Source organism: Streptomyces piniterrae (genome assembly GCF_005048155.1).
Classification (GTDB): domain Bacteria; phylum Actinomycetota; class Actinomycetes; order Streptomycetales; family Streptomycetaceae; genus Streptomyces; species Streptomyces piniterrae.
Window position 1 is genome coordinate 86,514 of the sequence record NZ_SUMB01000018.1, and the last position, 13,032, is coordinate 99,545.

Genomic DNA, 13,032 nt, shown 5'->3' on the forward strand with positions numbered 1-13,032 from the left:
CCGGCGGGCTTATCCATGACGGGAGGCGTCCGGGCCGCGCCGAGGGGGCGGTGCGGTTCCGGGCGCCGAATGGGGACTAGGCGGAGATGCGATGAGAGCCAGACCAGTCAAAGCAGCCACAGCGGTCACAGCAGTCAGAGCCGTCAAAACGCAGCACTACGCGATTCTCGTGGTCGACATAGAGAAGTTCGGCAGTCGTCCCAACCCGGTGCAGGCATGGCTGCGGGAGCGGCTGTACGAACTGCTGGAGGGGGCACTCGACGAGGCGGGCATCGACCACCGGGCGGAACCGCGCCCGTCCGACCGGGGCGACGGTGTGTTCTGGCTGCTGCCGGGCTCCGTGCCGAAGATCGACCTCACGGGGCGCTTCATCGATCTGCTCCAGGCGGGGCTGCGGGCGCACGCCCGTACCAGCAACGCCGACGGGGCCCTTCGGCTGCGGGTCGCCCTGCACTTCGGGGAGGTCGCCTGGGACGGGCGCGGCTGGGTGGGCGAGGACCTCAACACGGCCTGCCGGATCGTCGATCTCCAGCCGCTGCGGGAGGCGCTGGGCGCCGGGCAGCGGTCGGGTCTGGCGCTGGCCGTGTCCGACGAGTGGTACCGCGGAGTCATCCGGCACGAGTATCCGGAGGCCGATTCCGGCGCGTACCGGGCGGTCCGGTTCGACGCCAAGGAGATCCAGGGCGCCAGGGTCTGGATCCGGGTTCCGGGATACGGCACGCCGCCGGGCATCGAGGGATGGAGCGCGGACGGCGGTGCGGACGGCTCGGGGGACACGCCCGGTGCGGGGGACACGCCCGCTGCGGGGGACCCACCCGGTGCGGCGCCGGTGCGCGAGGGCTCCGGTGGCGGCGGGTCGTTCGCCGGAGCGGACGTCCATGCGCAGCAGGTCTTCGGCGGCGACCAGATCGTGCACGGCTCGCTGAACTTCGGCGGCGTCCCCGAGTCGCGGAACACCGAGGGGAACCGATGATGGCCCCCTCGGACAACCAGGACGGGGAGGGGGCCGGCGGCCGGCCGGAGCCCGAGCCCCCGGGCGGAGAGCCGTCCACGGCCGATGAGCCGGACGTCTTCGGCATGAAGGAGCTGCGGCACGCGCTGTCCGGCCCCCCGGGCGACACCGGTGAGCGACTGGACGCCGAGCGCGAGGCGCTGGCCGGGCTGAAGGTGCGGGCCCAGCAGGTCTTCGGGGGCAGTCAGTACGTCTTCTCCGCGGGTGGCGACGACTCCGTCCGGGTGGCCGAGATGCCGTCCGAGGAGCTCGACGAGACCACGCAGACGTACGTCAGGGCGCCGGACCACGCGGCGCTGGCGCACACGGTGGCGGCCGGATCCCGCGTCGTCCTGCTGCGCGGCGCGGAGGGCATCGGCAAGTACGCCATGGCGCGGGCGGTACTCGTCGAATCAAGTTGCCGGCGTCTGTACCGGCTGGATCCGACGGCCGACCTCAAGCGGTTCGACGCGCAGACGGTGCCGACCGGAGCGGGCTTTGTGCTGGAGAACCTCACGCAGTCGGCCGCCGACCGCCTCACCCCGTTCGACCTGCGCAGTCTCGACGCGGCGCTCCGCAAGCGGGACGGGCGGCTGGTCCTGACGATGTCGTCGAAGGTGCGGTTGCCGGACGCGGACCTGGAGCGCATGGTCACCGAGGTGACGGTGCGGCCGGATGCCTGCGAAGTGGTCCGTACGCATCTGCTGTGGCGGTCGGGGCCGGGGCAGGCGGCGCGGGCCCGCCGGCTCCTCGGCCGTCCCGAGGTCGCGGATCTGATCGAGGGCATGGCCCAGGCCCCGGCGCTGAGCCGGGCGGCGGAGGCCGGCCGGCTGCTCGCGGAGCTCACCGGCCCTGACGAGGACCTCGCCCGGCGGGTCGCCGAGCGGCTGGAGCGACTGGACCTCTGCGACGCCCGGTCCATCGTCCCGTGGCTGGAGGAACTGCCGGACCTCGCCACGCAGTGCCTGGCGGTGAGCACCGCGGTCTTCGGCGGGGAGGCGTACGAGACGGTCGCCTCCCTTGCCGAGCGGCTGCGTGAGCTGTTGCAGCCGCCCGAGACCGCGGAACACCCGGACCGGCCGCGCAACCAGCCCTTCACCTCCAGCGGCAGTCAGCGGCTCAAGGCGATCCACGCGACGCTCATCGACTCCGAGGTGGCGACCCGCCATGGCGGGGCCCGCGGCCGGGTGGTGCGTTTCCAGGATCCCGATACGGCGCTGCGGGTGCTGGAGGTGGTGTGGGCGGAGTACGACGCCCTGCGGGAAGTGCTGCCGGTGTGGCTGCGGCGGTGCGCGGCGCACCAGTTGCCGACGGTGGGCGTACGGGCCGCCGTCGCGGCCGGGGTGCTGGCACAGCGCGCCTTCGAGGCGATCCGGGCGCAGGTGCTGATGCCGTGGGCGATGGACCGGGAGCCGCGGCTGTGGCATGCCGCGGCCACCGCGCTGTATGTCGCCGCGGAGGACGCGGTGCACACCGAGGCGGTGCGCAACCTCGTCACCGCCTGGAGCGGAGCCGGCGCGGAGTCCCGGCTGCGGGCCGTCGCCGCGCGGTCCTGGCGCATCCTCTTCGAGAAGGAGGGCGCCGAGCAGGCGTGGGCGCTGCTGCATGCCCTGGCCGGGGCCGAGGAACTCGACGTGGTCGACGCCGTGTGCACCAGCGTGACGGAGTACCTGGCGCTGGAGGACGGGCGGTACCAGCGCGAGGCGCTCGACCTCGTCGACCAGTGGGTGGTGTCCGGGAATTACGGGCCCAACCGGCGTTTCGTGGGCCAGCTCTCCTTCCTGTACGCGGCGAACGACCTGCTGGGTCCGGGGTTCGCCGACGAGCACGGGAGCGCCGTTCAGCTGTGGCCGGAGCTGCTGCGGGCCGCGGCGAGCGATCCCGTGCGGCAGCGGGAGATCGCCGTGCTGTGGGAGGCGGTGCTCAACTCCGCCGAGGTCTTCGAATCGGCCCAGCAAATCCTGGCCAACTGGGCCCGGCTGGTCGAACCCGACAACCGGGGACGCCGGGCGCTGGCCCGTCTGCTCGCCGCCGGTGTCTCCACTCCGCGCACCGAACGGATCATCCGTCACCAGGCCGCGGCCTGGACCCAGGCCGGCACGGGGCGAGGAGCGCCGCTCACCGCCCGCGAGGTACTGGCGTGCCTTGACAGAAGGAGCATTTCACGGTGAACGCCCAGAACAACGTCAACGACCTTCTGATCACCGGGCCGCACCCGGTGAGCATGGGCAACCGCGGCCCGGCCGTGCTCCCCCACCAGGCCCTGGTCTTCTCCGCCGAGGACGGGGACCCGGTGCACCTGCCGGGCCGGCCGGGCGCGTTCGCGGCCCGGAAGTTCCGCTACCGCTACGACGTGGACACCAGCGAGCATGCCGTCGAGTGGACGGAGGCGTTGCCCAGCGGCACCGGCGGTTTCAGTTTCCAGGCCGCGCTGGAGGCCCGGTGGAAGGTGACCGATCCCTCGGCGGTGGTGAAGGGGAACATCGGCACCGTCGGTTCGGGCCAGGGCATCGTCCGCGTGGGCGTACGCGATCTGCTGTGGCCGCACACCGGCTCCTTCGCGCTGGAGGAGTGCGCGGCGGCGGAGGGCTTCCTGCGGTCCACGTTCGGCGGCCGGGAGCATCAGCTGTCCACGGGTCTGACCGTGCTCAGCCTCGTCATCAGGCTCTATCTCGACCAGGACGCCGCCGAGCATCTGCGGGAGCTGAAGAAGCAGAAGTGGGGCATCGAGCTCGTCGCGGGCGAGTCGCAGAAGAAGCGCGCCGAGCAGCAGAGCGAAGCGGAGCTGCTCGCGGAGCGGGAGCGCGCCATCCTGAACGCGGCGCGCAGCGAGGGCGGCCTGATCACCTATCTGATCGCGCAGGATCCGAGCCGTCTGCGGGAGATCATGGCGGACATCACGGCGCGCCACGACATCACCGTCGAGCAGAAGTCGCGGCTGCTCAGGGATCTCGTCGACGCGAAGCTCATCCAGCCGGCCGAGGCGCAGGAGTTCTACTCCTCGATCCATCACACGGAACCGCTGTTCGCGGGCGGCTCCGGGATCGCCCCGGGGATCGGCCCCGGGCAGGGCGCGCAGGCACCGACGATCCCGGGGTCCGTCGTTCCGCCGCCGTCGGACGCACCGCCGCGGCCGCGTCCGGGACGGGGAGCGGGCGGGCCGGCCGGTCGGTCGCCGGAGCCCGAGTCCGATCACGGCCGTTCGCCGGCGGACGACGGCGGGCCCGCCGACAACGAGGCGGCGGCGGACGGGAACACCGCACCGGCACCCGGCCCGAAGCCGTCCGGCGCTCCGTCCTCGTCGAATGTCACCGGCGCGACGCCGGTCGGCAAGCGGCGGCACCCGCACGGCCGAGGCCGGGCGTGAGCCACCGGGCACCGCACGGCGGCCGGGCGCGGGCGGCGAGCCGGCTGGCGGCCACCGCCGCGGCGATCGCGGCCCTACTGCTCTGGGGAGGAAGCATGGTGTCGGGCGGCAGGTTCCTGCCGGTGGCGGCGGCCGCCGCCGTGGGGGTGACGGGGCTGGCCTGGCTGCGCGTCAACAAGCTGCTGGGCAGGAAGGACGCGCCGGCCGAGGCCGCGGCCGAGTCGGCCGAGTCGGGGTCGCAGGCGGTGGCGGAGGGCCGGGCCGATGGTGAGCACGAGTCCGCACGGGATTCGACTGGGGACTCGAATCGGGACTCCGCTCAGGACGCCGTTCGCGAGTCCACTGGCGGTTCCGTTCGGGAGTCCGTGGTCGACGGGGCGGCGGAGGCAACGGCCGTCGTTCCGCCGCGCCCCGGCCCTTCGGGGACGTCGGAAGGACCTGCCGGCGAGGACGAGGCTGTCATGGCGGTGAGTGTCCCCGGGCCGCCCGTAGACCCGCCGGCCACCCCGGCCGCCCCGCCCGCCGAGCCCGACGGCGGCTCCGACGGCTGTTTCCCCGTCCTGCACACCCCCTCACGGGCCGCCGGCGCGCCCTGGCTGCTGCCGAGCGACACGGCCACACACGGTGTCGTCGCGGACCAGGCGCTCCTCGGCGAGCTGCACATCCGTGCCGCCTCGGTCGTCGGTCCTGGACACCGCGCGCAGGGCACCGCCCGGCAGGACGCCTACCGGCTCGCCCAGGACCGGCACGGCCGGTATCTGATCGTCGTGGTGGCCGACGGCATGTCCGACAGCAGGCATGCCGATGTGGGGGCGAGCGCCGCGGTCACCGCCATGGCAGCGGCGCTGCGGGAGGCGCTGGACGGCGCGGCGCGGCCCGCGGAGATCGACCCGCGGGAGATCTTCCTGGCCGCGGCGGCGCGGATGTACCGCACGGCCGAGTCGCGGCACTGGGATCCCGATGACATGCGGGCGGTCGCGGTGGCCGCCGTGGTGCCGGTGCAGGCGGAGCTCTCCGGCGTCCGCGAGGTCTGGCTGGCGTCCATGGGCGACGCCAGTGCCTGGCGGTTGCACGACGGGACCTGGCAGCGGCTCATCGGGGATGGCAAGGGCAGCTCCGAAACGGGGCTGGTCAACGGTGCGGTGGAGAACTTCCTGCCGTTCGAGGTGGAGCGGTTCGCCTGCCGGCGCGCACTGCTCACCCCGGACGACGTCCTGGCGGTGCTGACGGACGGCGTCGCGGACGCCCTGGATCAGGTCCCGGAGGCCGGCGCGTGGTTCGCCGGGCGGTGGCGGCAGCCGCCCCCGGTGGGCGCGTTCCTGCTGGACGTCGGCTTCCAGCAGACACAGCTGCAGGACGACCGGACGGCGGTCGCGGTCTGGTGCGGAAAGGAGGAAAGAGCGAGGTGACCACACAGAGCGCGGTGAACACCTGGACCGGCTGGACCTCCGGCACCGTCGTCAGGCTGCCCGAGGTGCCCGAGGGAGCGACCTTGGCCGAGGCCAAGGGCGAGTCCCGGAAGGTGTACGAGATCGACGGACGCCCCGGCTGGCTCGCCAAGCTCTACCGGCAGCCGCTCACCGCCCCCGAGGAGGACCGGCTGGAGGCGCTGATCGCGCTTCCGAGCGGTATGCCGGAGACGGACGTGGCGCTGCTCGACCGGCAGACCGCGTGGCCGGTGGCGCGGATCGTCGACGCCGGCCGGACCGTCGGGGTGGTGATGGCCAGGGCGCCGGGGAAGTTCTTCGCGACGATACGGAAGCGGTTCAGCGGCGACTCGTCCGGACCCGAACCGCTGCCCCTCGACTGGCTGATAGCGACGAACGAGAGCATCGCCAAACGCGGTCTGCGGGCGCCCGACGCGGCGACCAGGACCCGGGCCGGGTGGGAACTGCTGCGTATCGGGGCGCTGTTCGAGCGCCACCACGTCGTCTACGCCGACTGGTCGTACAGCAACGCCTTCTGGGACCAGGACACCGGCGAGGTGTTCGTCATCGACATGGACACCTGCGGCATCCACCGGCGGGAGTGGATCGAGTCGCCCGGCGGCGAGGACCCGCTGTTCCAGGACAACAGCCGCCCGCTCACGGCGTACAGCGACCGCTACAAGGTCGCGCTGCTGGCCGTCCGCTGCCTGACCGGGCACCGGGACGATCCGCATGCGGCCTACGGCCGGCTGGATCCCTCGGTGCGGGAATCGGGCTTCGGCACGGAGCTGCACCGGATGCTGACCGCCACCGACCCCACCGACCGCCCCGGGCTGGGTGAACTGCTCACCGCCTTCGAGGTGTGCCATGTCCCGCAGCGGCGGCGGGCGGCGGACGGGTCCAACGTCACCGGCGAAGTACGGGTGCGGGGGCGGGCCTCCCGGGGCGGGGGCCGGGTGGACGAGCCGCGGGAGGACGCGCCGGGGGTGGAGGAGCCGCGGGGCGGCGAACGGGACGACGGCGGCGGCGCCGCGAGCGCTCCCCCGGGGGCGGCGAACGTCACGGGGTGGGTGCCGCTGCGCGGCAGGGCCAGGCGCTCGTCCGGGACGCCGCCGGCCGCCGGTGCCCGCCCCCAGGAGCCCATCGGCGACCAACCGCGGGAGACCGCCCCGCCCCGCCCCGATCCCAGGGCGAGGCCGAGGCCGGCCCCCGCTCCCCCGCCGGACTGGCCCCCGGTGTCCGTCACCCGGCCCCGCGCCCCCGCCCGCCGGTGGCGCCTTCGCCGGGTGGCCGCCCCGGTGGCCGCGGGCCTGGTAGCGGCCTATCTCATCGCGCACCACCTGCTCGGATGGGTCTGAGGACATGGCCCGACGACCCGGCCTCGAAGAAGAGGCCCGAAGAAGGACCCGTCAGGCAACGGCTCTGAAGAAGGAGAAACCTTGACCGAGAACCCCAGCCCCGGAACCGCCTTCAAGCGCAAGGCGCTTCCGGCCTACCTGGTCCTCGACACCTCGGGCTCCATGGAGCCGTACGAGGCGCTGCTCAACAAGACCCTGCTCAGCATCTACGACACGCTCTACGTCAGCCCGCAGGTGTCCGAGTTCGTCCACCTGTCCGTGCTCTCGTTCAGCACGATGCCGCATCTGGTGACGCCCATGACGGACATCGAGGACCTGGAGAGCCTGCCGAGCGTCTCGTGCAGCGGACTCACCAACTTCGGGCCGATGTTCGATCTGCTGCGCGAGCGGATCGAGTCCGATCTGCTCATGCTGCGGGACGCCGGCGCGCAGGTGGTGCGGCCCGTCGTCTTCCTGCTGACCGACGGAATCCCCACCGACGAGCCGGACGACGCCTGGCTGACCGACTATCAGGAGCTGCGGGATCCGTCGTGGAAGCCCCGGCCGCAGTTCATCACCTACGGTTTCGGTCAGGCCAGCGAGGCGGTGCTCAAGCGCATCTCCACCGCCGCCGCCTACTTGGCGGAGGACGCCTCGGAGGAAGCCACGGCGGCGGCCCTCACGGGCGCCCTGACCAGCATGCTCAACTCCCTGGTGGCATCGGCCAAGTCGCGGCGGCTGGAGATTCCGCAGGCCGTCAAGGGATATCGGTCGGTGCCGCTGGACGATGTCGAGTTCTGACCGGCCGCCGGCTGTCGCGGCGGTGGCGCGCGGCGGAGCCGATGCGCCGCCGCGCGCGTCAGTGCCTCAGTGCGGCTTCTGCGCCAGCCGCAGCAGATGATCGGCCAGCGCCTGACCGCCCGACGGATCGCGGCTGATCAGCATCAACGTGTCATCGCCCGCGATGGTGCCGAGGATGTCGTGCAGCTCGGCCTGGTCGATGGCCGAGGCGAGGAACTGGGCGGCGCCGGGCGGGGTGCGCAGGACAACGAGGTTGGCGGACGCCTCGGCGGAGATGAGGAGTTCGCCGGAGAGACGGCGCATCCGCTCCTCCTTGGCCGACTCGCCCAGCGGCGCGCGCGGCTTGCGGTCGCCGCCCTCGCTGGGCACCGCGTAGATCAGCTCGCCGCCGACATTGCGGATCTTCACCGCGCCCAGCTCGTCCAGGTCCCGGGACAGCGTCGCCTGGGTGACGGACAGCCCGTCGTCGGCGAGCAGCTTCGCGAGCTGGCTCTGGGAGCGGACCGGCTTCCGGTTGAGGATGTCCACGATCCGGCGGTGGCGTGCGGTGCGCGTCTGCGGCACGGCCTGGCCGCCGTTCACCGACTCGTTGTCCTGCGCCTCGGTCATCGTCTCGTCAGTCTCCGGATCTCTGTTCCCCGTGGGCCCCTTCGAGGGCCGAGTGGAGGACGGCGGGGAGCCTCCGGAGGAACGTGTCCGCCTCGTCGTCCGAGACGATCAGCGGCGGGGCGAGCCGGATGACATCCGGCGCGACCGCGTTCACCAGGAGACCCGCGTCCTGAGCCGCCTGCTGCACCTTCGGCGCGAGGGGCTCGGTCAAGACGATACCCAGGAGCAGCCCGGCACCGCGGACCTGGCCGACCAACGGGTGTCCCAGTGCCTCGATCCCGGCGCGCAGCCGCTCGCCGACCTGCTTGACGTGGTCGAGGATGCCGTCCGCCTCGATGGTGTCGAGGACGGCGAGGGCGCCGGCGCAGACGACCGGGTTGCCGCTGAACGTCGAGCCGTGCGCACCGGGGGTGAGGAGGTCGGCGGCCGGGCCGAAGGCGAGGGTGGCGCCGATGGGCAGGCCGCCGCCGAGGCCCTTGGCGAGGGTGATGATGTCGGCCTCGACGCCCTGCGCCAGGGACTCCAGCCAGTGCCCGGTCCGGCCGATGCCGGTCTGGATCTCGTCCAGGACGAGCAGCGTGCCGGTGGCGGCGGTGATCTCACGGGCCGCCTGGAGATAGCCGGGCGGCGGCACGACGACGCCGTTCTCCCCCTGGACGGGCTCCAGGATGACGAGGGCGGTGTCGGTGGTGACGGCCGCGCGGAGGGCTTCGGCGTCACCGTAGGGGACGTGGTCGACGTCGCCGGGCAGCGGGGCGAAGGGTGCTTGTTTGGCGGGCTGTCCGGTGAGGGCGAGGGCGCCCATGGTGCGGCCGTGGAAGCCGCCGGCCGTGGCGACCATGTGGGTGCGCCCGGTCAGCCGGCCGATCTTGAAGGCGGCCTCGTTGGCCTCGGCACCGGAGTTGGAGAAGTAGACCCGCCCGTGACGCCCGGCCAGCGCGAGCAGCCGCTCGGCCAGGGCCACGGTGGGCTCGGCGACGAAGAAGTTGGAGACATGACCGAGGGTGGCGACCTGGTCGGAGACGGCGCGGACGATCGCGGGGTGCGCGTGGCCGAGCGAGTTGACCGCGATGCCGCCGAGGAAGTCCAGGTACTCCTTGCCGTCGGCGTCCCAGACCTTGGTGCCCTCGCCGCGTACGAGCGGGATGCGGGGGGTGCCGAAGTTGTTCATCATGGCGCCCTGCCAGCGCCGGGTGAGGCCCGCGTTGTCCGCCGGTCCGTGATGCTCGATCCCCTTGCTGCGCTCGCTCATGTCGCCCCCTCGATCGTGTTCGTGTCGGGCACGACCATCGTGCCGATTCCCTCGTCGGTGAAGATCTCCAGCAGGATCGAGTGCTGGACCCGCCCGTCGATCACCCGGGCGGTGTGCACGCCGTTGCGTACGGCGTGCAGACAGCCCTGCATCTTGGGGACCATGCCGCTGGCCAGGTCGGGCAGCAGCCTCTCCAGTTGGCTGGCGGTGAGGCGGGAGATCACCTCGTCGCTGTTGGGCCAGTCCTCGTAGAGGCCCTCGACGTCGGTGAGCACCATCAGCGTCTCGGCACCGAGCGCGGCGGCCAGCGCGGCGGCGGCCGTGTCGGCGTTGACGTTGAAGACGCCCGATGCGCCGGACGCACCGGCCTCCAGGTCTTCCTCGTCGCTGCTGCGGGCGATGGAGGAGATGACCGGGATCCGGCCGTCGTCCAGCAGCGCCTGGACCGCGCCGGGGTCGATCGCGGTGATCTCGCCGACCCGGCCGATGTCCACCCGCTCGCCGTCTATCTGGGCGTAGTGCTTGGTCGCGGTCATCAGATGGGCGTCCTCGCCGGTCATGCCGACGGCGAGCGGGCCGTGCTCGTTGAGCAGTCCGACGAGCTCCCGCTGCACCTGCCCTGCCAGCACCATCCGTACGACGTTCATCGCCTCGGGCGTGGTGACCCGCAGGCCGCCCTTGAACTCCGACTCCAGGCCGAGCAGATCCAGCTGGGCGCTGATCTGCGGGCCGCCGCCGTGCACGACGACCGGGCGCAGTCCGGCGTGCCGCAGGAAGACCACGTCCTGGGCGAAGGCGCGCTTGAGCCCCTCGTCGACCATGGCGTTGCCGCCGAACTTGATGACGACGGTCTTGCCGTGATGGCGGGTCAGCCAGGGCAGCGCCTCGATGAGGGTGCGGGCCTTGGGCAGCGCGGTGTGCTTTCGCGTAGTGCTCATGCGCCGGCCTCGCTTCGCTCGGCGGGCTGTGAGCACAGCGCGCACCTTTGAATGATTCGCTCGCGTTGCTCACTCATGAGGAGTACGCGCTGTTCTCGTGGACGTAGTCGGCGGTGAGGTCGTTGGCCCAGATGACCGCGGACTCGGTGCCGGCGGCGAGGTCGGCGGTGATCCGCACCTCCCGGTAGCGCATGTCGACCAGGTCGCGGTCCTCCCCCACGGAGCCGTTCTTGCAGACCCAGACGTCGTTGATGGCGACATTGAGCTGGTCGGGCTCGAAGACCGCGGAGGTGGTGCCGATCGCGGACAGCACCCGGCCCCAGTTGGGGTCCTCGCCGTGGATGGCGCACTTGAGGAGGTTGTTCCGGGCGATGGAACGGCCGACCTCGACGGCGTCGTCCTCGCTCGCGGCGTTGATCACCTCGATGCGGATGTCCTTGCTGGCGCCCTCGGCGTCGCCGATCAGCTGCCGGGCGAGATCGTCGCAGACCGTGCGGACGGCCTCGGCGAAGGCGTCCTTCTCCGGTACGACGCCGGAGGCACCGGAGGCGAGCAGCAGCACGGTGTCGTTGGTGGACATGCAGCCGTCCGAGTCGACCCGGTCGAAGGTGGTACGGGTAGCGGCCCGCAGCGCCGTGTCGAGGTCGGCGGACGGCAGATCCGCGTCGGTGGTGAGCACCACCAGCATGGTGGCCAGGCCCGGTGCGAGCATGCCGGCGCCCTTGGCCATCCCGCCGACGGTCCAGGCTCCCCCAGCCTCCGGCCGGGCGGTGCCCCCAACGGTGACCTGCGCCGTCTTGTGCACGCTGTCGGTGGTCTTGATGGCGATGGCGGCCTTCTCGCCGCCGTGGTCGGTGAGTTCGGCGGCCGCCTGCTCAACTCCCGGCAGCAGCTTGTCCATCGGGAGCCGGAGGCCGATCAGCCCGGTGGAGGCGACCGCGACCTCGCCGGCGCTGTGACCGTCGAGCACCTCGGCGACCTTCTCCGCGGTGGCGTGGGTGTCCTGGAAGCCGAGCGGTCCCGTACAGGCGTTGGCGCCACCGGAGTTGAGGATCACCGCGGAGACCCGGCCGCCCTTGAGGACCTGCTCGGACCAGACGACCGGTGCGGCCTTGACGCGGTTGGAGGTGAAGACACCGGCGGCGGCCAGACGAGGCCCGTTGTTGACCACGAGGGCCAGGTCCGGGTTGCCGCCGCTCCCATTGGCAAGAGGGGCCTTGATCCCGGCGGCGATACCCGCCGCCGTGAATCCCTTTGCTGCCGTCACACTCACGGCGCGACTCCTGTCGTGGAAAGTCCGGTCGCCTCATCGAGACCGAGGGCGATGTTCATGCTCTGCACCGCGCCGCCGGCGGTGCCTTTGGTGAGGTTGTCGATGGCGCTGATCGCGATGACGCGGCCGGCCGCCTCGTCGTACGCCACCTGGATCTGCGCGGCGTTCGATCCGTAGACGGCGGCGGTCGCGGGCCACTGCCCCTCGGGCAGGAGGTGCGCAAACGGTTCGTCGGCCAGCGCCTTCTCGTACGCGGCGCGGACGTCCGCCGCGGTCGTGCCCGGCTTCGCCTTCGCGCTGCATGTGGCGAGGATGCCGCGCGACATGGGCGCGAGGGTCGGCGTGAAGGAGACCGTCACCCGCTCGCCGGCCACCGCGCTCAGGTTCTGGATCATCTCGGGGGTGTGCCGGTGCCCGCCGCCGACGCCGTACGGGCTCATCGAGCCCATGACCTCGGAGCCCAGCAGATGCGGCTTGAGCGCCTTGCCCGCGCCGGAGGTGCCGGTGGCCGCGACGATCACGGCCTCGGGCTCGGCCAGGCCCGCCGCGTACGCGGGGAAGAGCGCGAGCGAGACGGCGGTCGGGTAGCAGCCGGGGACGGCGATACGCCGGGACCCGTGCAGCGCGGCACGGGCGCCGGGCAGCTCCGGGAGGCCGTAGGGCCAGGTGCCCGCGTGGGCCGAGCCGTAGAACGCCTCCCAGTCCGCGGCGTCCTGGAGCCGGAAGTCGGCGCCGCAGTCGACCACGAGCACATCGGGGCCGAGCTCTTCGGCGACGGCCGCGGACTGTCCGTGCGGCAGCGCGAGAAAGACGACGTCATGCCCGGCCAGGACCTCGGCCGAGGTGGGCTGGAGCTCCCGGTCGGCCAGCGGGAGCAGATGCGGCTGCAGTGCGCCCAGGCGCTGTCCGGCATTGGAGTGCCCGGTCAGCGCGCCGATCTCCACCTCCGGATGCCCCAGGAGCAGACGCAGCACTTCACCCCCCGCGTACCCGCTCGCACCGGCCACTGCTGCTCGTACCGTCATGGACCCTCCTCC

Annotated in this window: 11 protein-coding genes; 6 read left to right on the forward strand and 5 right to left on the reverse strand. The window is 72.5% G+C overall.

The features are described from left to right. The first annotated feature begins 91 nt into the window (after window positions 1–91). The 6 genes from FCH28_RS36020 (at window position 92) to FCH28_RS36045 (ending at window position 7,923) form a co-directional block, all read left to right on the forward strand. The gene (locus tag FCH28_RS36020; RefSeq protein WP_136744627.1) at window positions 92–973 is read left to right on the forward strand and encodes a hypothetical protein; all 882 of its coding nucleotides are present in this window, start codon (window positions 92–94) and stop codon (window positions 971–973) included. Then, complete coding sequence (locus FCH28_RS36025) at window positions 970–3,162, forward strand: hypothetical protein (RefSeq protein ID WP_136744628.1); 2,193 nt, start codon at window positions 970–972, stop codon at window positions 3,160–3,162. Before FCH28_RS36020 ends, FCH28_RS36025 begins: the two co-directional genes overlap by 4 nt. Further along, complete coding sequence (locus tag FCH28_RS36030; protein WP_136744629.1) at window positions 3,159–4,358, forward strand: hypothetical protein; 1,200 nt, start codon at window positions 3,159–3,161, stop codon at window positions 4,356–4,358. Before FCH28_RS36025 ends, FCH28_RS36030 begins: the two co-directional genes overlap by 4 nt. Next, the gene (locus tag FCH28_RS36035) at window positions 4,355–5,767 is read left to right on the forward strand and encodes a protein phosphatase 2C domain-containing protein (RefSeq protein ID WP_136744630.1); all 1,413 of its coding nucleotides are present in this window, start codon (window positions 4,355–4,357) and stop codon (window positions 5,765–5,767) included. The genes FCH28_RS36030 and FCH28_RS36035 overlap by 4 nt, the downstream gene beginning before the upstream one ends. Then, window positions 5,764–7,143 (forward strand): hypothetical protein, encoded by a 1,380-nt coding sequence (locus tag FCH28_RS38430; RefSeq protein WP_169314341.1) that lies wholly within the window; start codon window positions 5,764–5,766, stop codon window positions 7,141–7,143. Before FCH28_RS36035 ends, FCH28_RS38430 begins: the two co-directional genes overlap by 4 nt. An 81-nt stretch (window positions 7,144–7,224) precedes the next feature. Next, window positions 7,225–7,923, forward strand: coding sequence for a vWA domain-containing protein (locus FCH28_RS36045; protein ID WP_136744631.1), 699 nt, complete (start codon window positions 7,225–7,227; stop codon window positions 7,921–7,923). 66 nt (window positions 7,924–7,989) lie between these two features. Here the strand turns inward: FCH28_RS36045 and FCH28_RS36050 are convergent, their stop codons facing one another. From FCH28_RS36050 to argC, 5 genes are all read right to left on the reverse strand, one after another. Next, window positions 7,990–8,532: an arginine repressor gene (locus FCH28_RS36050; protein WP_136744632.1), complete on the reverse strand. Its 543-nt coding sequence runs from the start codon at window positions 8,530–8,532 to the stop codon at window positions 7,990–7,992. Between the two features lie 7 nt (window positions 8,533–8,539). After that, a complete protein-coding gene (locus FCH28_RS36055; RefSeq protein ID WP_136744633.1) occupies window positions 8,540–9,784 on the reverse strand; it encodes an acetylornithine transaminase in 1,245 nt (414 codons plus the stop codon). After that, window positions 9,781–10,722, reverse strand: coding sequence for an acetylglutamate kinase (gene argB, locus FCH28_RS36060; protein WP_136744634.1), 942 nt, complete (start codon window positions 10,720–10,722; stop codon window positions 9,781–9,783). The genes FCH28_RS36055 and argB overlap by 4 nt, the downstream gene beginning before the upstream one ends. Before the next feature lie 73 nt (window positions 10,723–10,795). Beyond that, entirely contained in the window at window positions 10,796–11,995 is a 1,200-nt protein-coding gene (gene argJ, locus FCH28_RS36065; protein WP_136744635.1) for a bifunctional glutamate N-acetyltransferase/amino-acid acetyltransferase ArgJ, read from the reverse strand. Then, on the reverse strand, window positions 11,992–13,020 hold the full coding sequence (gene argC / locus FCH28_RS36070; protein ID WP_136744636.1) for an N-acetyl-gamma-glutamyl-phosphate reductase: 1,029 nt from the start codon (window positions 13,018–13,020) through the stop codon (window positions 11,992–11,994). The genes argJ and argC overlap by 4 nt, the downstream gene beginning before the upstream one ends. Window positions 13,021–13,032 lie beyond the last annotated feature (12 nt).

What these genes read in the sequence shown, in the direction of transcription:
- FCH28_RS36020 (WP_136744627.1), top strand. Translation starts at nt 92, where the DNA reads ATGAGAGCCAGACCAGTCAAAGCAGCCACAGCGGTCACAGCAGTCAGA.
- FCH28_RS36025 (WP_136744628.1), top strand. Translation starts at nt 970, where the DNA reads ATGATGGCCCCCTCGGACAACCAGGACGGGGAGGGGGCCGGCGGCCGG.
- FCH28_RS36050 (WP_136744632.1), bottom strand. Translation starts at nt 8,532, where the DNA reads ATGACCGAGGCGCAGGACAACGAGTCGGTGAACGGCGGCCAGGCCGTG.
- FCH28_RS36055 (WP_136744633.1), bottom strand. Translation starts at nt 9,784, where the DNA reads ATGAGCGAGCGCAGCAAGGGGATCGAGCATCACGGACCGGCGGACAAC.
- argB (WP_136744634.1), bottom strand. Translation starts at nt 10,722, where the DNA reads ATGAGCACTACGCGAAAGCACACCGCGCTGCCCAAGGCCCGCACCCTC.
- argC (WP_136744636.1), bottom strand. Translation starts at nt 13,020, where the DNA reads ATGACGGTACGAGCAGCAGTGGCCGGTGCGAGCGGGTACGCGGGGGGT.